This is a genomic window from Pseudomonas sp. NY15364 (assembly GCF_048068235.1).
In the GTDB taxonomy this organism is placed as follows: domain Bacteria; phylum Pseudomonadota; class Gammaproteobacteria; order Pseudomonadales; family Pseudomonadaceae; genus Aquipseudomonas; species Aquipseudomonas mendocina_D.
In genome coordinates, this window is the sequence record NZ_JBLUPX010000005.1 from 162139 (window position 1) to 188833 (window position 26695).

A 26695-nucleotide genomic window follows, 5' to 3' on the forward strand; every position below is an offset into this window, starting at 1 on the left:
TATTACTAACGTAGTCGAGTAAACAGTACTTTTGATGAAGATCGGTTATGCGCGAGTGAGCACTCGGGATCAGAAAGCCGACCTACAAGTCGATGCCCTGAAACAGGCCGGGTGCGAACGCATCTACCAAGACATCGCCAGCGGCGCGAAAAGCGCCCGGCCGGAGTTGGACAAACTGCTGGCCAACGTGCGGCCGGGTGATGCCGTGGTGATCTGGAAGCTGGATCGCCTTGGGCGTTCCCTCAAGCACCTGGTCGAGTTGGTCGGCGAGCTGGCAGAGCGCAAGGTCGGCTTACAGAGCCTGAATGACCCCATCGACACCACCCACGCCCAAGGCCGCCTGGTGTTCAACCTGTTCGCCTCGCTGGCGGAGTTCGAGCGCGAGCTGATCCGCGAGCGGACTCAGGCGGGTCTGTCGGCCGCACGGGCGCGTGGCCGGATCGGTGGCCGTCCCAAGGGCCTGCCAGCCAAGGCTGAGGCCACCGCCATGGCGGCCGAAACCCTCTACCGCGAAGGTCGCCTGAGCGTCAGCGCGATCGGCGAGAAGCTGCACATCTCCAAGAGCACGCTGTACAGCTACCTGCGCCACCGTGGTGTCGAGATCGGCGCGTACCAGAAGAGCGCCAGGTCACGCGACCAGCAGCCTTCGGCCGCGTCGCCGGCAGAGCCGCCCGCCGCCGAGCGGGTGGCCACCGTCACCCTGCGCCTCGCGGTGGTGAATAACAGCAAGTTCGTGCGCGGCCGGAAGCGGGCCACGGAGAACATTGAGCGCTACTGCCTGGAGCCCTATGGCATGAAGCGGCTGGATGCCGGCCACTATGAGTTGACCATTCCGTATCGGAGCGACGATGAGCTGGACAAGAGCGTGCATGACCTGCTGACCGAGATCAGCCAGGAGGCCGACATGCGCAACTGTTTTGTCGAGATGGGCGCCTGGGAAGAAGACACCGAAAAGCGTTGGTAGGGCTTACGTTGGTTTTTGGTTCCATTGCTCCCCAAACCCCTTTTTCAACAGAATCGGCCAGAAGGAGACGTTCAGATACGCCTACCTCCTGAAACACCCTAGAGTGCTTTGTAGCATCACTTGGGTGGGTGCTCGTGATCGCAAGCGGTCAACTGGTCGACCAGCGCTTTCAGTTCGCCGAGGTGGTTCTCATAGAGGCCGCGCGGCGATGATTTGTGCTGGTTGCACAGGAACGCAGCAGCACCGGTAGCAATGCCGTGCTGCGATCCGTTGCCCATGGTTTTGGTTGATGAGCCAGCGACGTGGGTGACGCTGATGTGCTTACCAGCCATCAGCAGGTTGTCGATGTTGGCGGAGTACAGGCAGCGGTATGGGATCCCATAGGCCTGTTTGTCGCGCATGTCCCAGATCCAATCCTTTAGGCGGAAGTCGTACTTACCTTCGCCTGGCTCCCACGCACAGTGGATGCAGAAGGCCCCATCGTTGGGCACCAACGCATCGGGGAAACTGGTGTGGTTGCGGATGTCATTTTCCGACAGCACATAGTCGCCGCGATAGCGCCGGAACTCGCCCTGCGCCGCGACAAAGGCCATCCATTCGAACTCCAGGTTGGCATAGTTTTCCGGTTCGAGTTTTTTGACGTTCGAGAACGTGCCGTAGAGCGCACGCATCAGGTAGTCGCGAATCAACTCACCATTGGTGTATGGGTCGAGCCATTGGCCGTATTCCCAGAAGTGAGTGGCAGGAAACACGTCGGCTTTGCTGCCGAATCTGAACTCAGGTGTGCTCGGATTGGCCCCTGCCTGTGGCCCAGGAGCATTTTCGACGCCGGCCTCCAGTAATTGACCGCTCAGGTTGGCGTAGTCCTTGGATACTTCGGTTGCCCATGGCACCTCGGGAAATGAAACCGGGTGTTCTGCCATGCGAGTGCGGAAGAACAGCGTATTGCCGTGGTGCATGTCATCGCCCACTTCCGGCGCATAAGGCTCGTTGAACTCAGCGCGAGCCTCCCGCCCGAACAACGTTTCGGCACCGGCAAGCACGCCAATAATGGCCGTGCCACTGGCGTCGATGAACACCGAGCCGGTAATGCGGCGCTCGTGGCCGCCACGTGCCTGAATCGCCTGAACCGCAGTGATTTTAGAGTCCTGCTTTTCGACGCTGATGATGCGGTGTCCGAGAAAAACCTTGGCGGTTGGTTCAGCCTCCAGCAGTGATAGTGCAGCCAGATCACCGTTCGCTGAACGCTGGGCCAGCTCGTTGAGCAGAGCGCCCTGTGAGCCTCTCGGCATCAGACCGATTTCATTGCTGGCATTGCCACCAAGCACCGGACGGTCATGGATCAAAGCGACGCTCTGCCCCAAACGAGCAGCGGTCAACGCAGCAGCGCATCCCGAGATACCTCCGCCGACCACAACCACATCGTAATGGCCGGCATCGAGCGGCTTATCTGGCAGGCCGCGTAGTGCTTTACGCCAGGCTTGGCTGGTGGCATTCACCTCATTGGGTGGGGCTACGTCATCGGTTGACAGGTAGATTGCATCGCAGCGGCCATCGAAGCCGGTCAGATCATGAAGCACCACGGTAGTGGCGCCTGGTTCCAGCGAAATCTTGCCCGCTGGCTGCCACGACCAATCCTCGCTATTCGCACCAAATACCGTGTCGAGAACCACTCCATTAATCGATACGGTGAAGCGCCCAGGATGATGCGATGGCACCCAGTCCTTCGCTCGCACCCAGACGTGGTACGCACCTTGGCGCTCAAGATTAATCGTTGTAGAGGCATCGCTAACAGGGCGCCCCAGGCCGTGGGCAAGCAGATAGGGCGACCCCATGACGGTCTCGAATTGGGAGTCGAGAACCCAGCCCCCATAGCTATCAAAATCCTCGGCCTCGATCAGGATGTTTGCTGGAGACTCGCTCATGTTGGCTGGGTTGATCACTTCTCTTACTCCATTACTTGTACAGAATCACCGCTGTGGCTTGGTTCGACTCAACGCACGCCCGCTAGGCGTAATGCCGCTGGGGTGTAATCGCTTTCCGAGGAGGTGTAACTGAAGTCGTAGGCCTGCTTCTCTTCGTTCTTCATCCCCATCGCCAGATACCGGCCAGCTTGCAGGTCAGCAATGGTTTCCAGGGTGTACCAGGGCACTTGCGTGTTGTAGTAGAACTGGGAGTGGGCCTCCGCTATTTGCACAGTGGTTTTGTTCATGCGCTTTCTCAGAATTGTTGTTTTTGTTTTCCGAATCGGCAGCGGTTTGCACTGGCGTTGAGTGCGACTGAGCCGTTGCCGATCAACCCTAAGTGGCTCCTTCAGGGCGTACTGATCCACAGCCCCTGCAATGCAGGAGCTGTCCATTCTCACCTGGTAAGGAAATGCTCTATTTGGCTGGAGCGGGCTTGGCGGCCTCGACCATTGCTGCGACTTCACTGTCCTTGAACTCAACCGCTTCAAGGATCTTGCGGAACAGACGTGGCAGGTGTGCGACGAAGGAGTTTTCCTTGGGCACGAACATCATGTCGGAGCGGTTCTCGATGCCCTTCACGATGCTCTTCACCACATCTTCCAGGGCCACCATTTTGAAGAGTCCTGAATTGTTTCCTTTCCAGATCTTGCTGCCCGCAGCGCTCTTGAAGGTCTGATCCATTAGCGGTGTATGGAAGAACGTGGGATGCACGCTACCGACGCCGACACCCGTGTGGCGAAGCTCCAGGCGAATGCTGTTGCACATGGCCCATACGCCGGCCTTGCTTGAGGTATACGAGGCCTGCAACGGTGAATGGCTGAAAGCAGCCAATGACGAGATCGCCATCAGGTAGCCCTGACGCTTCTGCACATGACCTACGGCGGCACGGAAGGTGCGCCATACCCCGAGTAGGTTCACGTCGATCACCCGCTCGAAGACCTTGGGATCACCCGTCACCAGGGGCTCGAATGCAGTAATGCCGGCATTCGCAATCACCACATCGATGCCGCCAAAGTGCGCTGCTGCTTCTTCCATTGCAGTGTCGATGCTTTCCATCGAGCAGACATTCACCTGCCAGGCGCGGGTGTTGGCGCCGAGGGCTGTTGCTTGAGCCTCAACCGCCGCACCATCCATGTCGAATAATGCGAGCTTGGCACCTTTGTCGAGCAGTGCCTGGCAAACGGCTGAGCCCAGCCCACCTGTCGAACCGGTGATCGCAATAACGCGCCCATCAAGATTGTAAAAAGCCATTATTGGATCCTCAGTTCAGGGGAACGGTGCGTTGGAGAAAGTCGATTTGGTCGCCGATGGTTCTCTCGAAGGAGTCGCCGAGATAGATATCGAAATGCCCCTCCTTGTAGATCTTGATCTGGCCACGGGGAGCACGACGGGCATGGCGAAGGGTGGCTTTTGCCGGAGCTACCGTGTCGGTTTCACAGACGCAGAAAAGCGTCGGGCAATTCAGCTGCGGTGTTTTCCGACCAGGGAAGTAGGTAAGGATTTGCAGTGCGATGCGGGCAGCGACGTAGTTGGGGAACTGCTTGGCTGCGGCATCAGGAACCAGCTGGAGATAGCCCTGTTCGCAGTCTGCCGCCGACATCATTGCGGTTGAGCCAGGCTTGCCCGCCAGGGCAATCGTTACTGGCGCAGCACCAAACCAGGAACCCAGTTTGTCTGTCAGGGCGCGGATGGTGACCTTGATCGAGGTCAGGGGCGGGACAGCCATGCTGGAGGCCATGCCGTCGGTGAAGGGGCACTGGGAGATCACCGCAGCGACTCTCTGATCATCGGCGGCAGTCGCGATGACATGACCTCCACTGAAGGATGTGCCCCAGAGGACGACTTTGTCTGTATCCACATCAGTGCGCGTCCGTGCGAAGGCGATGGCAGCCTTCCAATCCTGCAACTGCTTGTTCACATCCAGCAGCTGACGCGGTTCACCCTCGCTATCACCAAAATGCCGGTAATCAAAAACCAGACAGGCATAGCCGAGGTCTCTAAAGCGCTCGGCATAGGCACCGAGTCGCATCACACGCGTGCTCCCCAGGCCATGAGCCATGACGATGACTGGAGCAGGTTTCTTGGTTTTCGGCAGATAGAGCCAAGCCTTACAGCGGCTGCCCTCAGCCAGGAACTCAACATCGAGACGGTTCATGGTCATGATCCTGGAGTCGTGTATTGAAATTGTTTTAACTCAAACGTTGGAGTCCATTACAACGTTGGACATGACTCTATCCGTTGAGTGTGATACCGTCAACCGTCATGACGACCGTGAATTTGACCCGCACCCAACGCCGCGCAGCTGACATGCGCCAGAACCTGGTAGAGATCGCCGAGACCTTGCTGATTGAGGGAGGGATGGCGGCTGTAACAGCCGATGAGGTTGCACGTCGGGCCGACGTGTCCCTGCAAACGGTCTACAACCGCGTGGGTGGGAAGCCAGCGCTGCTTATCGCTATTGCCGAGCGCTCGATGGAAGAGAACCGTGCCTACGTCGACAAGGCGTATGACGGTAAGGGGACGCCTGAAGAGCGGGGGCTGCGCATATTCAATGCTTACGTCAGCTTCGCAATGGAGCGCCCCCACCAATTCCGCATCCTGGCCAACCCCCCGGAAGACCCTGAAGCAATCTCTCGCATTGGCGCTATGGCGCGGGAGCAGATCGCGCACATGGCGGCGATCATCCGTGACGGAATTGCAGAGGGGTGGATCGATCCGGAAATGGATCCTGACAGCACTGCGAACGCAGTCTGGTCGATGATGAATGGCGTGCTGACGTTGGCGTTGCGGGATGACGCATTGCGGTCGGAGTCAGTCAGTCGCGAGGCTCTTGTGCAGTCAGCACTGACAATCATCCAGTCTGGCTTGAGAAGTCGCCGCCTTTAGCAATTTCTGCTGCTGAATGTGCAATAGAGCGCGGCGAGCTGCCTCTCTCAACGAATCCACGCCAATTCCTCAAGCTGGCTTCATCCCCCTTGTTCTTTCGTGGGGTTCTAATAGGGGAGCCATTCTCGAAGGCCGAGATCATTGATGTTGCCCGTCGCACCATTCTAGCGTTCAAGCACCCATGAGCAGGAACGGCTGCTTCTGGCCGTTAGCAGCAGCTCTTGAAGCGACGCAGTCAACCGCAATCAGACAATGTTGGATTGCTATGACGAGGCGCCATCAGCTCGTTGCTTGAGTTTCAGGCAGATGTTTTCCTCTCCCGCCTCAACTGACAGTTCATCACCCAGCCCCCATCCGAGCTGCTCAAGTAGCTCGGATGGAAGCTCAACGATGACGTCTCCGCTGCCATCCCCAGGGTCTTGGCATACAACTCGCCAGCTCTCAGATGTAGTAGTCATAGATTCGCCCTCACGCAGTAGGCACAGTATGGCAGCTTCATCTCGGGCAGATCCGCTTCGTACGGTGGGGCAGCATTTGGCCGTTCTCGTCCTGTTGCTCACGGCAGCTTTGAGTCAATTTCTGCTCTTCACTGAAGCTCATCGCCTTTCCGTCAGTTGATCCTGCGCCCACCAACACGGACAATCCTGTACAAAAATACAGTGATCGCTACCATGTCTGCGCTACTACCGCCCGAGCTCTACTACCTCAGCAATTTTCGCACGGCACTCGCCTGGGTAGGTGAACGCTATGCCGACCTGCTTTCAGATGAAGAGCGCGCCTTTCTCGACACCTTCAACACCCTTGCCTGGCCATCCCAGGCCTTGCTGGTGCGCATGGTCATGCGCAAGGGCTGTCATTTTCGCCTGAGCAAGCTCGTCTATCCGGAAATCGGCGACTGCTTGACGGCAGCCGGTCCACTGCTTGAACAGGGCTGGGTCACCGAGCAGGCGCTGCTGACAGTTGATGAGATTGCCGAGCTGCTGCGCAAGGACGAGCTGCTGGCCCATCTGCCAGTCACCGACCGCCGCGCCTCACAGAAAAAGGCCGAGCTGCTCGAACAACTGCGCAGCACGGAGTTACCTGCCCAGCCCTTCAGGGACTGGTGCCCTAGGCTGGATGATCAGTTGCTGAGCCTGATGGTGGGTGATCTGTGTGACCGTCTGCGCCTGATGTTCTTCGGCAATCTGGCCCAGGACTGGTCCGAGTTCGTGCTGGCGGATCTGGGTATCTACCGTTATGAATCAGTGGACATAAGCCCAGAGTCACGGGGTTTTCAGTGCCGCCAGGACCTTGAGGATTACCTGCACCTGCGCCAGTTACGCGTCAGCGTTGAGCAAGGCGCGGATCTGGCGGACATTGCGCCGCCGTTGCTGGCGTTCAGCTCAAGCAACCCCTACCTGTGCAGTCGCCAGTCGCGCCTGCTGTTTCAGATCGCTCAGCAACTGGAGAAAAGCGGTGAGTTGGAGCAGGCCCTGCTGCTTTATCAGCAGAGCGCACATGGCGAAGCCCGCTGGCGGCAGATTCGCGTGCTGGAACAACTGGGGCGCGACAGCGAGGCCCATGATAAGGCCCTGGCCTTTAGCCAAGCCCCAGGCAGTGATGAGGAAAGTCAGCGCCTGGAACGGGCCCTCACCCGCCTGCGCCGCAAGCTCGGCCTGCCGATAGTGAAGCGCTCCAAGGCAGCAGGCGAAAGCCGTATCGATTTGGTGTTGCCCATGCCAGAGCATGGCAGTGTTGAAATCGCCGTGCGTGATCATCTGCACCACGACGACGCTCCGGTGCATTACGTGGAAAACACCCTGCTCTGCAGCCTGTTCGGCTTACTGTGCTGGGAAGCCATTTTCGCGCCGCTTCCGGGGGCGTTTTTTCACCCGTTCCACAGCGGCCCGGTGGACCTGCACAGCCCGGACTTTTATGCCCGGCGCCAGCCTCTGTTCGAGCGCTGTCTGCAGCAGCTGGAACAGCCCAGCTATGAGCAATTGATCAAGGCTCGGTATCAGGAAAAGTTCGGCCTGCAGTCACCCTTCGTCTTTTGGGGCATGCTCGATGAGGCGCGCCTGGACCTGGCCCTGCAGTGCATTCCCGCCGCCCATCTGCACGCCTGTTTTTCCCGCCTGCTGCGTGACCTGAAAGCCAACCGCGCCGGCATGCCGGATCTGATCCAGTTTTACCCGCAGGAACGGCGTTACCGGATGATTGAGGTCAAAGGCCCCGGTGACCGTCTACAGGACAACCAGAAACGCTGGCTCAGTTTCGCAGCTCAGAACGGCATTGCTGTTGAAGTGTGCTACGTGAGCTGGGCCGAGGTATGAGTTACCGAGTTGCGGTGCGGGCCCTGTGCGAGTTCACCGCCAAGCAAGGTGACCTGGATCTGCGCTTCACCCCTTCCCCCACCGCGCAGGAAGGCATGGCCGGGCATCAGACTGTGGTCGGTCGACGGGGTGAGGGGTATATCGCCGAGTTGCCCCTGAGTGGCAGCTACCCGGGCCTGCTGGTCAGCGGCCGAGCCGACGGCTATGACCCCGAGGAACGTCGCCTGGAGGAGATCAAAACCCACCGCGGCGATATCAGCCGCATCCCGGCCAATCACCGGCTGCTGCACTGGGCGCAGGTCAAGGTCTATGGCTGGCTGCTTTGCCAGCAGCTTGAGCTGGAAGAGTTGGAGCTGGCTGTGGTGTATTTCGACGTCATGAGTCACGCCGAGCACGCCTTCAGCGACCACTTCACAGCCGCTGAACTGGAAGACTTCTTCAATCAGCAGTGCCAACAGTTTCTGCGCTGGGCCGAACAGGAGGAGGCGCACCGCATCAAGCGTGACGCGCACCTGCAGAGCATCAGCTTTCCCTACCCAACCTTTCGCCATGGCCAACGCCAACTGGCCGAAGCTGTCTACCGCAGCGCCCGCGATGGCCATACGCTGATGGCCCAGGCCACCACCGGCATTGGCAAAACCCTGGGCACCCTGTTCCCGCAGCTCAAGGCCATGCCCGGGCAGCAACTGGATCGCCTGTTCTTTCTCACTGCTAAAACCCCAGGGCGGCGCCTGGCTCTGGATGCCCTGCACAGCCTGCGTGAAGCCGATCAACAGATTCCACTGCGGGTGCTGGAGCATGTGGCCCGCGACAAAGCCTGCGAGCATCCGGATAAAAGCTGCCACGGCCAATCCTGCCCCCTTGCCAAAGGCTTCTATGACCGCCTGCCGGCGGCCCGTCTGGCAGCGCTGGAACAGGCCTGGTTGCCGCAGGCCCAGGTGCGACGCATCGCCCTGGAACATCAGATCTGCCCCTACTACCTGAGCCAGGAACTGTGCCGCTGGGCCGATGTGGTGGTGGGTGACTACAACTACTACTTCGACATCAACGCCCTGCTCTATGGCCTGACCCTGCTCAACGATTGGCGCATCGCAGTGCTGGTGGATGAGGCACACAACCTGGTCGACCGCGCGCGCAGCATGTACACCGCCGAGCTTGATCAGGGGCTGTTTCATGCTCTGTGCAATACGGCGCCGGGTAGTATTCGCAGCGCCCTGCAACGGGTTGGCCGGCACTGGGAGCAGCTCAATCGGGTGCAGGAGCAGGATTACCAGATCTACCCCAGCGTGCCTGATCTGTTTGTCGCCGCGCTGCAGAAAGCCGTCACTGCCATCACCGATCACCTCAGCGAGCAACCCGATGGCCATGAGCGCAGCCTGCTGCAGTTCTACCTGGATGCCATGCTGTTCTGCCGCTTGAGCGAGGTGTACGGGCCACACTCGCTGTTCGATATCACCCGCCAGCAAAACAACATGCTCAGCCTGGATACCACTCTGTGCCTGCGCAATGTGGTGCCGGCGCCTTTTCTGGCCGACCGTTTCAGCGATGCGCACACCACCACGCTGTTCTCCGCCACCTTGCGCCCGGCCAACTATTACCGTGACCTGCTGGGTTTACCGGAAGAAGCCCAATGGATCGATGTGGCCTCACCCTTTGCCGCCGAGCAACTGAGCGTACGGGTGCTGCGCAACCTCTCCACCCGTTACCAGCATCGCGAATCCAGCCTGGCACCGATCTGCCGCTTGATGGCCGAGCAGTACCGGCGCGAGCCCGGAAACTACCTGGCGTTTTTCAGCAGCTATGCGTATCTGCAACAGGTGCAGGATTTGTTCAGATCGCTGCACCCGGATATTCCCACCAGTGTGCAGACCCGCAGCATGAGCGAAGGTGAACGCCAGACCTTTCTCGACAATTTCACCCTGCATTCCGAGGGCATCGGCTTTGCTGTGCTGGGTGGGGCATTTGGTGAGGGGATAGACCTGCCAGGCAAGCGCCTGATCGGCGCCTTTATCGCCACCCTGGGCCTGCCCCAGGTCAACGAGGTCAATGAAGAAGTCAAAGCGCGTATGCAGCAGATGTTCGGCGAGGCCAATGGCTACGACTACGCCTACCTCTACCCGGGCCTGCAGAAAGTGGTGCAGGCCTCAGGCCGGGTGATCCGCACGGTCGATGACCGGGGTGTGGTGTATCTGCTGGATGACCGCTTCGGCCAGGCCAAGATCAGGGACTTGCTACCCACATGGTGGAAGGTCGACACCTACCGCCTGTAAGACCTGGCAATCCAGGCGAGGTCAAATCGATCAGACTGCACGGCCGCCATAGGCCAGCCTTGCCAACCCGACCATCACCAGGCCTGTGGCCAGCACGGTCAAATACTCACTCATCGAACTCAGCATGATCATCATGGTGAACGCTCCTCGGTTGTGATGTGTCGACCATAGGCCGGATCGCCAGATGAGGCGACACGTAAACTTTTCGACTGTAAAGAATTCGGGCATACCCAGCGCTGCGCCGACAGACGCTGCTTGTTAGATCCAGGCCTCACAGATTACTGTATATAAATACAGCAATCTGGTTATTCTTCATGAGCAATGCCCTGATCCTTTTTCCCCTTCAAGCAAGCGCCATTTGCCTACCGTACTTTGACGCGCGTATTCCGGCAGGCTTCCCTAGCCCAGCGCTGGATCACATGGAGCACAAGCTCTCTCTAGACGAGCTGCTCGACATCAACGCACCCCACACTTACGTGGTTCAAGTCTGTGGCGACAGCATGACCGGGGCCGGAATTTTCGATGGCGACTATCTAATCGTCAGCCGAGCACTTGAAGCCAAGCCAGGCGATATCGTGGTGGCCTGTCTAAACGGTGAAGTGTTCGTCAAGCGTCTGAACAAAGCCCATGGTGGGTATGTGCTGCAATCCGAGCATGCTGACTATCCACCCCGCTATGTCCTGGAAAATGACGAATTGATGATCTGGGGCGTTGTGACCCATAGCCTTCGCGATCACCGCGCCCATGCCTGAGCCTGTATTTGCTTTGATCGACTGCAACAGCTTCTATGCAAGCTGTGAGCGTGTGTTTAGGCCTGACTTGCAGCGCACACCCATCGTGGTGCTGAGCAACAACGACGGTTGCGTGATTGCCCGCTCTGCCGATGCCAAACCATTCGTAAAAATGGGCGCCCTCTTCCATGAGATCAGAGGCGACCTCAAGCGCCATGGCATCGTGGCTTTCAGCAGCAACTATGCCCTCTATGGTGATATGAGCGAACGCGTCATGAGCATCATCGAGGCGCGTCTGCCTGCAGTGGAGGTGTACAGCATCGATGAAGCCTTTGCCGAGCTGAGTGGTATGTCGGAACCACTGGAGTCATTGGCTCGTTCACTGCAATACGAGGTCAAACTGAAGACTGGTATTCCGGTCGGTATTGGCATCGCCCACACAAAAACCTTGAGCAAGCTGGCTAACCATGCGGCCAAGCGATGGCAAAAACAAACCGGTGGCGTGGTCGACCTACGTGACCCTGTGCGCCGCGACAAGCTGCTTAAGGTCATGCCCGTAGAGGAGGTCTGGGGCGTTGGCAGACGCATGCAGGTTCACCTCAATGCCCTGGGCATCAAAACCGCCTGGGATCTGGCGACTCACGACGCGTGGGAACTGCGCAAGCGCTTCAACGTGGTCATCGAGAAAACCGCACGCGAACTACGCGGCACTGCCTGCTTAGCGCTGGAAGAAGCGGCACCGGCTAAACAGGAAATCTGCTGCAGCCGCTCTTTTGGCAAGCGATTAAAGGCCATCGAACCGATTCAGGAAGCCGTTACCGCTTACGCCACCCGAGCTGCTGAAAAACTGCGCACTCAGGGCTCTCTATGCCGGCAGATTCGCGTCAGCCTGCGCACCGGTATGTTCAACCCGAGTGAGGCCAAATACGCCAACGGTCTGCTTTGCCAACTGCCCTACCCGACCGACGATACTCGCCTGATTATTGCTGCTGCTCGTGAAGGTATCAGCCGGCTATACCGGGATGGATTCAGCTATGCGAAAGCACAGGTACTGCTCTTGGATCTGTGCGGTCGGGATGAATACACGCCTGACCTATTTGCCCCTGAACAGCCCGTGAAGACCGAGCGACTGATGAGTACGCTGGATGCCATTAACGGACGCTGGGGGCGTGGAACGCTGCAACCGGGGCGCCTCACCAAAACAGCCGAATGGAGCATGCGACGGGAGTTGCTCTCTCCCGCCTATACCACCCGCTGGGGGGACCTACTGAAGGTCGACGCCCGGTGAGCTCGACAATCAGCAATCAATACGCAAGGCCTTCGAACGAGATCGAGCGTATGCAGCATGTGTTGTTCGAACTCTCGATAAGTCTGCTTCGCACGCAGGCTTGACCTGGACAGCCTCAGCGCGGCCAAATCGTTTATCGCCGTATCGTGCAATAGAGTCCGTCGCTTGATGCCCCATCACATAAGCAATTTCGACCCGCGACAGGCCCGATGCCTTGAGGTTTGATCCAAACTGGTGGCGCAACGTGTACATACTCGGCACTTTTCTACGAGGAAAGGTCTCAAGAGCCGCGCGACGGATCGCTATGCGGATTGCGTCCAAGCTCTTGCCTTGAGAATGGAAAGCCTCAAGAGCATTGCTCACCAGCCTGCAGAAATCCTCACTGGCTTCAAGCACTCGGTCAGCACCACGCAAACCGCCATGGCTGTGTTTCGCACCAGGAATCACTATGCGATTGCCATTGACGCTGATGCCACTGAGTTCACAAGGACGCGCGCCAGTCATACTGATCAACAAAAGGGCCGCGGCCTCAACCACCTGCTCCTTCGCTAACAGCTCCTTGACCCAGCTCCCAAACTCTTCATCAGAAATTCTCTGCCGCCGAGCCTGCTTGCGTTTGCGAGGCAAGCCCAAAACGGTAACAGGGTTGAGTGTCCGATTGATTTCCTGGGCAATCCAGAAGTGATTCCGGAGCTTCTGATCCAGTGCGAGTGCATTGCGCAACCGCCTGAAATAGTCGGGCCGATATTCAGGCGCAGCCCGCAATAAAGCACCAACGATACTGAACTCATTTAGCTCACTGACCGGGATGTCAGGCAAACGGGTGGCGTAGAAGTGGCTGGCTAGTGAGCGGTATGCATTTTGGGTCTCTGTGTTCATGCTGATTCTTCTTTCTTATACGTACGAACGAGCTCGCACATAACCAGCATGCTCAATGAGCAAAAGCTATCGCAATAGGGAAATCAATTATTTTTGCATAACAAAGATCGAGTGAACGTCAAGGCAGACAGTGTTGTCCTGCGTGGACATAGGTTCGTTGATTGAAGACGAGACCGATCAACTATAAGGGCCTGCTCCCGACCGGCAATGTTGAAAATTAGGCTTCTGAGAGAGCTGTTTATCGACAGCGCAAAAAAGCTCGAATCAGGCGCTGCCACGAAAATGTCAAGGCTTCGTCTCTGAGCGAATCAGGCTCAATGTCGCTCACGCTTTTTAATGGTCAAAATCGCGGAAGGACTTTTCCAACAAAATCGGTCAATCGTGGCCATCGGTAGCCTGCATACTGAGGGGTAGCGCTTTCGTGATCTAGGAGCCGCTACCCCATTAATAAAGAGCTCAGTACAACCTCCCATGAGCGCCTTACTTGCAGATAGTCTTCTCCATCAAGCTATCGCGCTTGACCCTGAAGCTACCGCACTCTGGGCATCTTAGGGTTAAGCGTGTATGGCCTGTGAAGTGATGAGCGCACTTCTTACAAATGAAGAAGTATGGCGGCCCGGGCCGGAAGCTAGGAGCCATTGCGCTTGAGTGTCATCTTGAATGAAGCGTTACCTTTTGCAGCGGGGGTGGCCTCTGATGAGTCGATTTTACCACCGGCACTGCTGTCGATCTCCCAGTGATAGTCCTTATGCATGACCAAAGCCGCCAAGCCTATAACTCCAAGAACAACCACGACCGTACCAAGCACGGCAGCTGTACCTCCCGATATACCAGCGGCTGCAGCTGCACCAACACCGCCAATTGCGGTGAAACCCGAAATTAAAGCCGTAGCTCCGGCTGTTCCGGCGGCAGCACCGGAAAACCAACCTGCGGGGTTCCAAATGCTGACTGCCGCCACTCCGGCGGCAGCGGCAGTGACAGCCAAAGCTTTGTACCCAGTAGCCTTTATCACCCTGGCAGCAAAGGCAAGTTTCTTGTCAGTGATGACGATGAAGTCAACCTTGTCATCCAGAGCCTTTTTCAGCTCTTTGGCCGTACTAACATAGCGAGATGAGGGCATAGTTGCATCCTTGATCCTAGCTGATGGAGATAACGATTGCGCAATCAGAGTGCCATCACCCAAATGTGCACAAAATTTTTAACTGACGCCAGTGTTATGACTCTCACGCTGGTCCTTGAGCAAGCCATTTGGGTGATACTTGAACGTAAGCATGACCCCAAAGCTGCCTAGACACATTGTCACCAGCGCTCCCTAGATCCCATTGGTTCGGCCAACGGCAGCCACTCAGCCGTCACGGACTGACGCTGCGGAACCAATGCTGGATCTAGCTTCATCTGATTGAGATGAACCTCAATGTGAGTGCTGCATGGGGATGACTGGCTAAGGCTCACATGCTGGCTCGTCGACTTACCACTTAATTTTGTCTAGACCTGTGGGCGCTGATGCCGTGAGCTCTAACATGGCAAAGGTCACGACCCAGGCCCAGTACCCCGGCTACAAATGCCTGAATGCGCCCACTCAGATGCGTTGAGCCAGCGCCTCGTGCAGTTGCAACGCCAAGCCGCTGGTGCGCTGCACGTTGCGACCCACCGCACCTTCGAACACACCCGGGTGAGTCTCGGCCAGGCTGAACCACTCCCTAGCGCGGGTGATGGCGGTGTACAGCAGCTCCTTGGTCAACACCGGGTTCAGCGCATCAGGCAATACCAGCGTGGTGTGGCTGAACTCCGAGCCCTGGGACTTGTGCACCGTCATGGCGAACACCGTTTCCACCTCCACCAACCGGCTCGGCATCACGAAACGCACTCCGCCACTGCCGTCGTTGCGCGGGAAGGCCACACGCAGGGCCAGCGCACCGTCCGGCCCCGGCACCCATAGCGCAATGCCGATATCGCCATTCATCAGGTTCAAGCTGTAGTCATTGCGCGTCACCAGCACCGGCCGCCCTTCGTACCAGCCGTGGTCGCTGTCCAGCAAACCGCGCCGACGCAACTGCGTGGCCACGCACTGGTTCAACCCCTCCACGCCCCAAGGCCCCCGGCGCAATGCGCAGAGCAGGCGGAACTGGTCAAATGCAGACAACACCTTGCCCGCCCAACCCGCCCATAGCTCGCTGTCCCACGCCGTGTCAGGCGCGGGGCGCAGGTCGCGCAGTTGCTCCAGGTAATGCCGGTAGCCGGGCGCACTGCGGTTGCCATCGATGGCCAGGTCGGTAAGCGCGGCATCCTGCTCGCCACGCACCAGCAGGTTGAAAAGCTGCTCCGATGGTTGTTCGAGCACACGCCGTGCTTCGCCCGCCTGCTTGTTGTTGATCAGCTTGGCAAGGCGCCCGATACCCTTCTGCGGGTCGAAACGCCACGAGCGGCGCAACATCACGGTCTGCTGCGCCAGCGGGGCGCCCGCGCCTTCGGCCATCTGCAACTCAGGGTCGAGCAGCGCCTCACCGCTATGGGTGCTCAGCCACTGGGCGGTCTGCGCGCTGTAGTCGCCCTTTTCAGCCTCGCGGCACAGGTCGCCCATCACCGAACCGGCTTCCACCGAAGCCAACTGGTCCTTGTCGCCCAGCAGAATCAAGCGCGCCGCCTGGGGCAAGGCATCCAGTACGCAGGCCATCATTTCCAAGTCGATCATCGAGGCTTCATCGACCACCAGCACATCCAGCTCCAGCGGTTTGTCGCGCTGGTGAATGAAGTTGCGCGAGTTCGGTCGGCTGCCCAGCAAGCGGTGCAAGGTGGACACATCCGTCGGTATCTCGGCGCGTACCGCGTCGCTCACCGGCAACGCCAGAACCTCCTTGCCAATGGACTCGGACAACCGCGCCGCCGCCTTGCCGGTCGGCGCCGCCAGGCGAATACGCAGCGGCTTGCCGCTCTCGACCGCAGGGGTTTGCAGCAGACCCAGCAGGCGCACCACCGAGGTGGTCTTGCCGGTGCCCGGGCCGCCGGTGATGACGCTGAAGTTGCCCCGGGCCGCTAGCGCGCAGGCAATTTTCTGCCAGTTGCTGCCTTGCGCGCACTCGGCTTCGGAACGGGCGGGAAACAGTTCATCAAGGCGGCTGGCGAGGTTGTCTGGCGTGACGGGCGCCACGCTCAAGCGTGCGCTCAAAGCTTGGGCGATGCTGCACTCATAGTTCCAGTAGCGGCGCAAGTACAGGCGCTGCCCCGCCAGCACCAAGGGCCGTTCGGGGGCGTCCTGGCGGGCATCGCGGTCTTCGACCAGCGTGCTGGCGGCCAGCGCCTGGCGCCACTGCGTAGCGTCCAGACCCTGCAACCATTGCGACGGCAGCGTGCTGCCCTCTTCGCCTTCTGGTGGCAACGACAGTACGAAATCCGGGGCTGACAGGGTGGCGGCCAGGTCCAGGCAGGCGTGGCCACGGCCCAGTTGGTGGCTGGTCATCGCGGCGGCCAGCAGCACGCTGGCCTGGGCTTGTGGGTCTTGTTCGAGCATGAACTTCGCCAAGGCACGATCCAGCGCACGCAGCCAGCCACGCGCCACCCACGTATCGAGTTGCTGCAAGAGCTCGCTGTGGCTGGCGGCGCCGATGAACACCGCCACCTGCTCGGTATCGCCCTGGCTGCTGCTCAGTTGCTTGAGGGTCTGGCTCATGCGCTGGCCTCCGCGTGTTGCCCCATGAAGAGTTGGTCAAGCTGCTCGATCAGTTGCTGCGGTGGGCGCTCGAAGTGCAGGCCATGGGTGGGCGCCTGGTGCCCACGAATGAACAGGTACAGCGCCCCGCCCATGTGCTGCTCGTAGTCGTAGCCGGGCAGGCGCAGCTTGAGCTGGCGATGCAGGGCCAGCAGGTACAGGCACAGCTGCAGGTCGTAACGTTTGTCCAGCATGGTTTCGGCCATGGCCTCGGCGGCATAGGCGCTGTCGGTGCTGCCCAGCCAGTTGGATTTGTAGTCCGCCACGTAGTAGCGGCCCTCGTGCTCGAAGGTCAGGTCGATGAAGCCTTTGAACATGCCGTTCAACTGGTTGGGCGCGAGCATCGGCCGCAGCGCGCCACCTAGGGTGTGTTGGCGCACCAGGGCATCGAGGCGCTCGACGTTCACGTTGCGGCTGGAGAACCAGAACTCCATCTCGACTTGATAGGTGCTCAACGTTGCGAGCGTGCACTGGGTGCCGTTGAAGCGCAGAGATGCATTGAGGTAGTGGCTCAGCCAGGCCGACAGCGGGTCGATCCAGCGCTCCCAGCCGCGCAGGTTGCAGCGCCGTGCCACGGCGTCGTGCAGGGCTTGCTCGTCGCTGGCAGCGTTGCCAAAGCCTTCATCGCCGGCCCACTCGAACAACCCGTGCAGGAAGGTGCCCGGCCCAGCCCCTCGGGGGAAGGCGTGAATACCAACGCCGGCAGGCGGGTTCTGCTCGTCGTCCTGCTCTTGCAGGTTGGATTCCAGTGCAGTGGCAGGCTCAGGCGCAACAGGCGACTCGGCGCCCATCCGCGCACGGTCGTCGGCGATGGCCAAGACGGAGTAGCTGGCGATCCACCAGTTCGCCGCCAGCGAGTGCAATGGGCGCAAGGCCTCGCTTACCGTCGGGCGCGCTGGCGCCACATGGACACCCTCGGTTTGCGCAGGGGCCTTGCACACCGCGATGTCGTTGCAGCCCTTCGCGAAGGCGTCCACCACTTCAGCCAACCGCTCAGGGGCAACCGTGCCTTCGCCTGCCAGCAAGTAGCCCAAACCCGACTTGTGCAAGTCTATCGACGGCCCCCCGGTCTTGAACCCCTGGGGCGCCACGCAGATCCAGGTGGCGTAGCGGGCGCGGGTGAGGGCGACATACAGCAGGCGCATTTCCTCGCCCATGCGCTCATCGTCGGCGCGTTTCTGCGCAGGCTTTGCCGGGTCGCCCTTGGCCAGTTCAAGCACCAGGCTGTACTGCTCATCCTGTTGTTCATGGAACATCGGCGGCGCCTTGCTGCGGCCATCCACCGCCCTGGCGCTGCACGCGAACGGCAACATCACCAAGGGGTACTCCAAGCCCTTGGACTTGTGCACGGTCACCACTTTGATCAGGTCCGAGTCGCTTTCCAGGCGCAGAATTTCTTCCTCGCTCTGCTCCTTGATCTGCTCGGCCAGGTGGCGAATCAGCGCGTGCTCGCCATCGAGTTCGGCCGCGCTGCGCTGCAGCCATTCGGCCAGGTGCAGCAGGTTGGTCAGGCGGCGCTCGCCCTGTTCTTCAGCCAGCAAACGGGCCGGCACCTTGAAGGTTGCAAGCAGCCTGCGCAGCATGGGCAGCACACCTTGTTGCTGCCACAGCACGCGGAAGTCGCGGAACCACTGCACATGCGCTTCCCAGCACAGCTCGTTCTGGTTCAACTGCTCCAGGTCCTGCCAGGAAATGCCCACGCTGCGGGTGGCCAATGCCGCACGCAGCAAGCGGTCGCTGGTGGGCTGGGCGCAGGCCCGCAGGATGCACAGCAGGTCGGTGGCTTCTTCGCTTTCGAATACCGAGTCGCGGTCAGACAGATAAACGCTTGCCAGTTTGCGACGCGCAAGGGCCTTGCGAATAGCTTCGGCTTCCTTGCGGCTGCGTACCAGAATGGCGATATCGGCAGGCTTGAGTGCAGTGAGTTGGCCATCGCCGTTGCGCAGGCCCGAGGTTTTTTCTGCACTGCGGTCGAGCCAGGCCTGAATCGCCGAGGCGCATACCTCGGAGGCCTCGCGCAGGTAAGTGGCGTTGTTGATTACTCCGTTGGTTTGCAGCTGCCACAGGGTCAGGGCCTTCTGCTTTTCACCCTCGATCTCCAACGTATCGCTGCGGCCTTTGGCATCGACACCTTCGAACGGCACCGGGTTCTCCGTCCCTTCCTCGGCAAACCGGAACGCTGCGCGGGGGTGGGCTTCGGCGAACTTGAAACAATGGTTGGCGGCATCGACCATCGCTTGAGTGGAGCGGAAGTTGGTGCCCAGGGTGTAATGCCGGCCCTTGGTGGCCTCACGCGCCTTGAGGTAGGTGTAGATGTCGGCGCCACGAAACGAATAGATTGCCTGTTTCGGGTCGCCGATCATGAACAGGCCGCAGTCGGGCAGGTTTTCTCCAATGCAGTAGATTTTGTCGAAGATACCGTACTGAACCGGGTCGGTGTCCTGGAACTCGTCGATCAGGGCCACCGGGTACTGCTGGCGAATGGTCTGCGCCAGGCGCGGGCCAGACGGGCCTTCCAGGGCACGGCCAAGGCGGTTGAGCAAGTCGTCGAAACCGATCTGCGCCCGGCGCAGCTTTTCTTCCTCGAAGGCGCCCTGCACTTCACGCAGAGCATGCAGCAGCAACTGCGCGCGGATGTCCTGCTTCGACTCCTCATGGTCGACCCAGGCATCGATGGCTTGAAACGCCGGGTGCGTGCCGATGGCACCGCCTTTGTTCAGCTTGAAGCGGGCTTGCCCGCATTTGCGAACGTGGCTACTGGCTTCGCCTCCCTGGCTCCAGGCGGCGATATCGCCAAGCATTTGCTCAAAGGTTTCGGGGGTTTTGGTGGGGTAGGACTTGCCGTTCAGTGCGCTGCGCGCGCTGTGCAGCAACGCCTCCAGCGCCACGATGTCGTTGGCCCAAGCTGCCCTTGCCTGCGCTTCGAGCGCGACGCACTGCGCAGCCCAGTCAGCAGGCCCCTGAAGCAAAGCATCCAGTTGCGCGGGCGCTGTGATCGACATCCCTGCCTGCTGAAACTCGGCATCGCTACGCGACAGCAGCGGCGTCAGCGCTTCGCGTAGCTCGGTGGGGCTTTTGAAACTATCCGTCACCACCCTGGCAACCTCAGGCGGCAGGCCATAGAACTGCTGGCGCCAGTAGTCCCTGACCACTTCATCGAGCAACTCGCGCTGGTCGGTTTCCAGTGTCTGGGTAAACAGGCTGCCGCTGTCGAAGGCGTGCTCGCGCAGCATTCGGTAGCACCAGCCATGAATGGTCGAAACCGCGGCTTCGTCCATCCACTCGCTGGCCAACTGCAACCGACGAGCACAGGCCGGCCACTGATCGGCGGGGTAACCGTGGCGCAGTTTCACCAGCAGCGAGTCGTGACGCTCATCAGGTGCCTGAAAGCACTGGGCAGCCTCGCTCAAGCGTGCGCGAATGCGGTCGCGCAGCTCTTGGGTGGCGGCGTCGGTGAAGGTCACCACCAGAATTTGCGGCGGCGTCAGCGCTTGCTTGAACGCTGCATCGCCCCCATGGCCCAGTACCAGCCGCACGTACAGCAAGGCGATGGTGAAGGTTTTGCCGGTGCCGGCACTCGCTTCGATCAAGCGGCTGCCATGCAGGGGGAAATCGAGGGGGTTGAGGTTAACCGCTGTCATTGGTCGCTTCCTGCGTCGATCGAGGTGAAGTGGCCGAACAAGCCGCCATACAGGTGCTGGGCCCAGGCCGCGAACTGGCCGCTCGCGCACAGTTGGTCGAAGTCGGCGTAGGCACGCCGTTGGGAGAACGAGCGCTCCACTTCACCCTTTTTCATGTAGCCGCCTTCATAGATATCGCGCGCTTTGTCGTAAGCCGAATCGCTGCTTTCCCCACCCGCTGCCAACCAGGCGAAGGCGCTTTCGCAGGCCACCGGCAGCGGCTCTTGCATGCCCGCCACCCAGGCCTGGAGCAGCGCTTGCAGCTGCTCCCGGGCCTGGTGTTCAGGCACTGGCCGGAACACCACATCGCCATTCAAACCCACCAGAATGGTCGTGCAGGCAGGCCCGTTCAACTGCAACGCCAAGTGCCGCAACCAAGGCCGCACCAGGTGCTGCCAACGCAGGCTGTCGTCGCTGCACAGCTTCTTGCTGTCCAGTTGCAGGTAGGCTCGCTCATCCAACGCGTTGCGGCGAATGCCACCCAGCCAATCCTTGAGGCCGGGACGCTCTTCAGTGGCGTCAATGACGGCGGCGCTCTGGCCTTCTTCGAGTTCGGGCCAGGCTTGCAATTGGGCGTGGTAGCGCGCCAGCAGGCCCGGCATCGGCTCCACCAGCGCCGAGGCGCTCAAAGTGCCGAAGCCGCCCAGTGGCAAGGCGCCCTCGCGTTGCAGGCGCTGCACTTGCTGGTCCAATTCGGTCAGGGCCTGTTCGGGCTCGTATGCCTCCTCGACCCAGCGTTTGAGCGCCTGGGTGAGCCGGTCCTGGTGTTGCCAGTTTTCCAGACCATCGAGCTGGAAGGCCTCGTCATCGCGGTTGACCAACTCGTCGTCATCGAAGTTGACCTTCAACCGCTGGCTGAAGAACGCGCCCACCGGGTCGCGCACGAACTCGGAAAGTTGCCGCAGGCTCAACGGCGTGTCCTGCACCAGCGCGGGCAGGCGTTCGCCTACTGGCTGCGAGTCGTGCTCGTCATGCACCTCGCGCCATTCGCTGGAGTAGGTGAACAAGCCATCAGGCCCCAGCTGGTTGGCGAAGTAGGCGGCGCTGAAGGGTTGCAGTGGATGCTCCTGGGTCAGCGCTGGCAGCAGTGGCTGGCCGCTGGCCGAGCGCCAGCCGCTGGCCAGGTGGTCACGCAATTGGCCAATCAGCACCGAAGGCACGCGCTCGCTGTTGTCGCGGATGTTGCGGCCTACCCAGCTCACATACAGCTGCTTGCGGGCCGACAGCAAGGCCTCCAGCAACAAGTACCGGTCATCTTCACGTCGCGAGCGGTCGCCGGGGCGATAGTCGTTGCGCATCAGGTCGAAATCGACCGGCGATTGCTGGCGCGGGTAATCGCCATCGTTCATGCCCAGCAGGCACACAACCTTGAACGGAATCGCCCGCATCGGCATCAAGGTGCAGAAGTTCACCGCGCCAGCCAGGAAGCGCTGCGACAGGCCACCATCTTCGATACCGCTGAGCCAGGCCTCGTGCACCACGCTCAGCGGCAGTGGCTGCGCGAACTGCGCCACCTCGCAGGTGCGCAGCCAACCTTCGAGCAGCTTGAGCAATTGGTTGACCAGCAGTTCCTCTGCATCGCTTACCGGGCGGAAGAACACCTTCAACAAAGCTTGCAGGCGCTCGGCCCATTGCACCGGCGTGGCCGGTTGCTGGAGTTCCTGAAGGGCCACTTCCAGGTGGTCGAGCAAGGTCAGCAGCGGCCCGGCCAGGGCAGCTTCCAGCCCCGACACTTCGTCGTAGGGTTCGATGCCGTTGAGCTGAGGCGCTCGCCCAGCAGCGTAGCCCAGCAGCATGCGTCGCATGCCGAAGCGCCAGGTGTTCTGCTCGAGGCCCGCCGGCATACCCAGGCTTTCGCGCTGCTCGGCATCGAGTCCCCAGCGCACACCGGCACCGTCGATCCAGCGTTGCAGGGTGGGTACGTCGGCTTCGTTGATCATGAAACGCGCGCGCAAGGCCGGTACGTCCAGCAGGTCAAGAATATCGCTGGCAGCGAAGCGGCTATGGGGCAGCTTGAGCAGGTGTTCCAGAGCGATCAGCAGCGGCTGGCGGCCGCGCTGGCCTTGGTCGGCCACGGTAAACGGCAGGTAGCGCGAATCACTCCTTGGCACCTGGCCGAACACTGCCTCGATGTGAGGGGTGTAGGCGTTGATGTCCGGCACCATCACGATCACATCCCGTGGGCTCAACTGCTTGTCGGCGCTGAAGCGGGCGAGCAGTTGGTCGTGCAGCACTTCCACTTCGCGCTGCATGCTGTGCACCACATGAAAACGCAGCGAGCGGTCGGCGGTAGCGTCTACCGCCCCCCAGGCTTCGCGGGTTTCCGGCAACGGGCGCAGCTCAAGAATGTCGCTTTGCAGCTGGCCTAGCAGGGTTGCCGTATCCGGTTCGGTAAACAGGTCGATACGCCCGCCATTGAGGCCGTCGAGCAGGTGGCGATAGCTGCCGGGCTCGTCGTGGTAGTCGAGCAGGTTGATGTAGTCGCGCCCCTGCTTACCCCAGGCGGCGAGCAAGGGCTGGCCGTGCTCGTTCGCAGCTGCGGCAACCTCACGGGCAGGTTGGCGGCGGTAGTGGTGCGCCAGCAAGTCTTTGTCGGCGACGATATCGCCCCAGTGGTGCCGGCAAGGGTTGTGCACGCACAGCAGCACCTGGCTGTAGCGGGAAAGCTCTTTCAGGGCTTCGAGCACCTGCGCAGGCATCGAGGAAATGCCGAACACCACAACCCTGCGTGGCAGCCCCTTTGGCGCCTGGGCAGCGCTGCGCAGGTGGGCGACGAAGCGTTTGTGAACCCCGGCGCGGCTTTGCTCGAGCGCGCCCTCGCCAACGTCGGCCAATACCTCGCGCCATAGCTGCGCCTGCCACAGGTTCGGCGCATCCAATGGCTGCACAGTGCCCTTGATGTGTTGAAGTTGATCTCGCCCGGCAGCCCAGTCTTCCAGCCAATCGGCGCGGTACACCTGGTATTGGTCGAACAAGTCCGCCAACCGCTCGCACAGTTGGTGCAGCTTGCGCTGTTCATCGTCCTTTTCCAGAAAGCGCTGCAGGCTTGCGAAAACCGGGTTCGTGAGCAAGCTGGGCAGCAGGCGCATCAGCCGCCAGCTCAGCGCTGCCTTGTCCAGCGGCGAGGACTGCGGCGTGGTCTGCGCCCCCAGCACCCCGCGATACACCTGCCACAAAAAGCGCGCAGGCAACTGCACATCCAGCGCCGCGGCAATGCCGCAGCCACCCTTGTGCGGGTCCTCGGCCAGCGCCAGTTTCAGCCACTGGGCGATACCGTTGCTCTGCACCAGCAGCACCTCGTTCTCCAGCGGACGTAGCGGGTGGCTGCGCATCCACTGCACTGCAAGGGCTCGCAGTTCTTCTAGATGATTGCCATGGATGACAACAAGACCAGGCTGAAGCTCCTGCATAGACACACATCCCTCTAGGTACGCTGGAGTAAAAGCTAATCAACACATGCGACACCCTGTGTCGCACGGGATCTTTCACGGAAGAAGAAAAGTGACGTCGTTGAACTGAAGCAGCGATTGGAGAAACGCTCCGGCAACCTCAAATGACTTCAAGCCGGTAGGTATCGGCGTCATCGACCAACTCAAAGAACAGCTCGCCATCCGAAGACCGAGGGCTGTCAGATGCGGAGGACCAGAACGAAGAGTGCTGCCTCGCATAGGTACAAAGCGCGGCCACCAACGGATGGGCCTTCCACAGCTCAGTCAGCTCACGTCGATGCAGGCCCGGCATAAAGAGCGGTGCAAGCTTCTGCTTTTGATCCAACGAAAGCTCAGCCAACTCCTGCCCATGCTGACTGATCCACTTGCTAATCAAGCGAATGTCGCTGTGGTAGCGCGCATCGGTCACCTGAAGCTGAGCAATACGGATTTTCTGTGGCTCTACAACAACCCTGCAGGCAACGTATTCATCACCATCAGCCAGCGGAGCACTGGCATTCAGCAAAGCGAGTTCAGGGGTTGGGCTGGCGTAAATTGCATGCCGGCGGGACGGCATATTTCTCGGCCGAAGAGACTCCCAGAGGTTGTCGACCACGTAGGGAACATTGCTGGGTATTCGCATCGTTGAGTGACGACGAAGATCTTTTTCCGCCCTCCCCACTTGGCTGGCAGGAATCGCCCGATAAAACTCCATGTAAATCTCCTTATGGGGAAACCCGGGGAAGCGGCAGAGGGGGGAGATCTGTATCTACGTTGTAACCGATCATGAAGAGGGCTTTCTCAAGCTCTGCAATGGAGCCAATGCTTGGGTTGTATGCCATCACCTGCTGCAGCAACTCTCCTGCAAGCAACACCTGTCCCGCCCATAGCTGGCACTGAGCGGCATTGAGCTTGCGAAACTTGAACGCCCCCAGCGATGGATCTCTATTCGTCGTGTCGCCTTGTCCGGCCCCCCACCGAAAGGATAAATCAGCAGGGACGCTAGGTACGCCAGCACGCATGAGTGAATAACGGGCGAGCAATCCAAGTGCAGCACCAACGCGGCCGTCGTAGATAATGATGTGGTCAGGGTCGGCAGCCGCGTAGACCTTTGTCATAGCGGAATTCATCAGGAGTTTCTTTCCATCGAATGCAGCAAGCCCTTGAGCAGATCCAGGTTGAAGCAGTTGGACTGCCTGCATGATTGATTGGCATAGCGTTTTTTGTAGGTACTGATCCTCGACCCAAGCCAGAGATTTATCACCAGGGCGACGCGCGACGCCCCCCCAGTGGAATATAGCCAGGCATGCATCGCGGGCAGTTGCTTGATCATGCACAGCTAGCGCTTGCCGCAAACGGGCAGCAATGCATTGGGATGAATTAGGCTTAGGGCTATCAGGCCAGGAGTAATGGAGAAAGGCCTCCTGAAGCGAATGACACCACCAATGATGAACCGCTGAGGCAATACGCCCTTTCCAAGGCTTCCAGCTCTGATGTTTGCTAATGCGAAAGCTATGCAGCAGCCCTGCCTCCGAAGCATCTCCCACTGGGAACAAACCACGCATCTCTCCCAGTGCCTCTGGCCTGCCCCATAAATCAGCCAGGTACCGTGCAAAGGCCTTTTGATTTCCAGTCAGACTCATTCCCTTCCTCTTAGTCCTAACCCCAGCATCTATTGATATCCCTGCAGGGGCATAAAGCCAGCATGCTATGAGCTTTTGCATACCTGTTGAATAGCAACATCCGATGCACGCAACTCTCTAGCCCACAAGCTTCCCTGGCTGATCGCCAGATCCCGCCAAAAACGAAACAGCACCCCATCAGGATCCGGCGGGGACTCGAAGGTAGAGAAGTAAAAATCGGTAAGCCGCTCAGTCGCCAACACCTGCCCTTTCATCGCAGCCCACTGCAACCAATACAAGCCAAGCGCGGGATCATACTCAGGTGATGATTCATCCAGTGCCAACCTCCCAAGCGAGAAGCACGCCATCGAGTCATGCTCCGCCGCACCTCGCTTGTACCAACTTATGGCCTTGCCATGATCGGCAATGACATCCTCATCCCCGCGCTCATACAGGCTACCCAATGCCTCTGCAGCACAGATAATCCCTGACTCGAACGCCTGCTCGTAATAATCGATGGCCAACCCCGGATTGATCGCCAGCCCCTTGCCATAGAAGGCCAGCTCGGCGAGGTTGAATAGCGCCTCGGCGGAGCCCATCACTGCCGCTATCTTGAACAACCGCTTGGCCAGTGCAGGATTTGGCTTGAGCCGCAAACCGTTGAGCCACCACCACCCAAGATCATTGAGTGCATTCTCGTCACCAATCAGGGCCTGCTCACGCAGCTCCACATAGCGATTTCGAATTCTGATCGGATCAACCAATTCAAGAAGCGGATTGGCTGCCTTGATCTCGTGATAGGTAACACCCGCCTGCCCGCTTAGCTCCATCGCTCTCAGCGATGGCATTCCAATGCCAGCGTAAAGGCGTTGCAACTCGTCAGGCCCAGCTAGCTCGACGTCTTCAGCCCGCGGAAGAAGGTTATCCATGAGATTGAAGACTTCCGCAGATTTGCTCATGCT

At 59.7% G+C, this 26695-nt stretch carries 18 protein-coding genes and 1 pseudogene; 6 read left to right on the top strand and 13 right to left on the bottom strand.

Annotated features, from left to right (window positions below):
• Positions 1-34 precede the first annotated feature (34 nt).
• Positions 35-964 (top strand): recombinase family protein, encoded by a 930-nt coding sequence (locus tag ACNFCJ_RS06760; RefSeq protein ID WP_003150544.1) that lies wholly within the window; start codon positions 35-37, stop codon positions 962-964.
• A 116-nt stretch (positions 965-1080) separates the two neighbouring features.
• Here the strand turns inward: ACNFCJ_RS06760 and ACNFCJ_RS06765 are convergent, their stop codons facing one another.
• The 4 genes and pseudogenes from ACNFCJ_RS06765 to ACNFCJ_RS06780 all read right to left on the bottom strand — a co-directional run bounded on the left by ACNFCJ_RS06765 (position 1081) and on the right by ACNFCJ_RS06780 (position 5086).
• Positions 1081-2907 carry an FAD-dependent oxidoreductase gene (locus tag ACNFCJ_RS06765; protein WP_208605339.1) on the bottom strand — a complete coding sequence of 609 codons (1827 nt, stop codon included), beginning with the start codon at positions 2905-2907 and terminating at the stop codon, positions 1081-1083.
• 50 nt (positions 2908-2957) lie between these two features.
• Positions 2958-3167, bottom strand: a pseudogene (locus ACNFCJ_RS06770) (DUF1329 domain-containing protein); the annotation flags it as partial.
• A 178-nt stretch (positions 3168-3345) separates the two neighbouring features.
• On the bottom strand, positions 3346-4182 hold the full coding sequence (locus ACNFCJ_RS06775) for an SDR family NAD(P)-dependent oxidoreductase (protein ID WP_092320698.1): 837 nt from the start codon (positions 4180-4182) through the stop codon (positions 3346-3348).
• Between the two features lie 10 nt (positions 4183-4192).
• Positions 4193-5086 (bottom strand): alpha/beta hydrolase, encoded by an 894-nt coding sequence (locus tag ACNFCJ_RS06780; RefSeq protein ID WP_244168998.1) that lies wholly within the window; start codon positions 5084-5086, stop codon positions 4193-4195.
• Positions 5087-5238: 152 nt separating this feature from the next.
• Between ACNFCJ_RS06780 and ACNFCJ_RS06785 the strand changes: the two genes are divergently transcribed.
• A complete protein-coding gene (locus tag ACNFCJ_RS06785; RefSeq protein WP_416770499.1) occupies positions 5239-5817 on the top strand; it encodes a TetR/AcrR family transcriptional regulator in 579 nt (192 codons plus the stop codon).
• 263 nt (positions 5818-6080) lie between these two features.
• On the opposite strand, the gene ACNFCJ_RS06790 is transcribed toward ACNFCJ_RS06785, so the two are convergent.
• Positions 6081-6275: an AbrB/MazE/SpoVT family DNA-binding domain-containing protein gene (locus ACNFCJ_RS06790; protein WP_017940154.1), complete on the bottom strand. Its 195-nt coding sequence runs from the start codon at positions 6273-6275 to the stop codon at positions 6081-6083.
• A gap of 213 nt (positions 6276-6488) precedes the next feature.
• On the opposite strand from ACNFCJ_RS06790, the gene ACNFCJ_RS06795 reads away from it, so the two are divergent.
• From ACNFCJ_RS06795 to umuC, 4 genes are all read left to right on the top strand, one after another.
• Positions 6489-8129 carry a VRR-NUC domain-containing protein gene (locus ACNFCJ_RS06795; protein ID WP_416770501.1) on the top strand — a complete coding sequence of 547 codons (1641 nt, stop codon included), beginning with the start codon at positions 6489-6491 and terminating at the stop codon, positions 8127-8129.
• Positions 8126-10399: an ATP-dependent DNA helicase gene (locus ACNFCJ_RS06800; RefSeq protein WP_416770502.1), complete on the top strand. Its 2274-nt coding sequence runs from the start codon at positions 8126-8128 to the stop codon at positions 10397-10399. Before ACNFCJ_RS06795 ends, ACNFCJ_RS06800 begins: the two co-directional genes overlap by 4 nt.
• Positions 10400-10713: 314 nt before the next feature.
• A complete protein-coding gene (locus ACNFCJ_RS06805; protein WP_416770503.1) occupies positions 10714-11151 on the top strand; it encodes a LexA family protein in 438 nt (145 codons plus the stop codon).
• Entirely contained in the window at positions 11144-12418 is a 1275-nt protein-coding gene (gene umuC, locus ACNFCJ_RS06810; RefSeq protein ID WP_416770504.1) for a translesion error-prone DNA polymerase V subunit UmuC, read from the top strand. The genes ACNFCJ_RS06805 and umuC overlap by 8 nt, the downstream gene beginning before the upstream one ends.
• 9 nt (positions 12419-12427) lie before the next feature.
• On the opposite strand, the gene ACNFCJ_RS06815 is transcribed toward umuC, so the two are convergent.
• The 8 genes from ACNFCJ_RS06815 to ACNFCJ_RS06850 form a co-directional block, all read right to left on the bottom strand.
• Positions 12428-13297: a site-specific integrase gene (locus tag ACNFCJ_RS06815; protein ID WP_416770505.1), complete on the bottom strand. Its 870-nt coding sequence runs from the start codon at positions 13295-13297 to the stop codon at positions 12428-12430.
• Positions 13298-13925: 628 nt separating this feature from the next.
• Positions 13926-14417 carry a hypothetical protein gene (locus ACNFCJ_RS06820; protein ID WP_416770506.1) on the bottom strand — a complete coding sequence of 164 codons (492 nt, stop codon included), beginning with the start codon at positions 14415-14417 and terminating at the stop codon, positions 13926-13928.
• Positions 14418-14876: 459 nt separating this feature from the next.
• Positions 14877-16964, bottom strand: a complete 2088-nt coding sequence (recD, locus tag ACNFCJ_RS06825; protein WP_416770507.1) for an exodeoxyribonuclease V subunit alpha — start codon at positions 16962-16964, stop codon at positions 14877-14879.
• Entirely contained in the window at positions 16961-20644 is a 3684-nt protein-coding gene (gene recB, locus ACNFCJ_RS06830) for an exodeoxyribonuclease V subunit beta (protein ID WP_416770509.1), read from the bottom strand. The genes recD and recB overlap by 4 nt, the downstream gene beginning before the upstream one ends.
• Positions 20641-24093 carry an exodeoxyribonuclease V subunit gamma gene (gene recC / locus ACNFCJ_RS06835; protein WP_416770510.1) on the bottom strand — a complete coding sequence of 1151 codons (3453 nt, stop codon included), beginning with the start codon at positions 24091-24093 and terminating at the stop codon, positions 20641-20643. Before recC ends, recB begins: the two co-directional genes overlap by 4 nt.
• Positions 24094-24232: 139 nt before the next feature.
• Positions 24233-24826 carry a hypothetical protein gene (locus ACNFCJ_RS06840; protein ID WP_416770511.1) on the bottom strand — a complete coding sequence of 198 codons (594 nt, stop codon included), beginning with the start codon at positions 24824-24826 and terminating at the stop codon, positions 24233-24235.
• Between the two features lie 10 nt (positions 24827-24836).
• A complete protein-coding gene (locus tag ACNFCJ_RS06845) occupies positions 24837-25754 on the bottom strand; it encodes a hypothetical protein (protein ID WP_416770513.1) in 918 nt (305 codons plus the stop codon).
• 65 nt (positions 25755-25819) lie between these two features.
• Positions 25820-26692, bottom strand: coding sequence for a tetratricopeptide repeat protein (locus ACNFCJ_RS06850; RefSeq protein WP_416770514.1), 873 nt, complete (start codon positions 26690-26692; stop codon positions 25820-25822).
• Between the last annotated feature and the right edge of the window lie 3 nt (positions 26693-26695).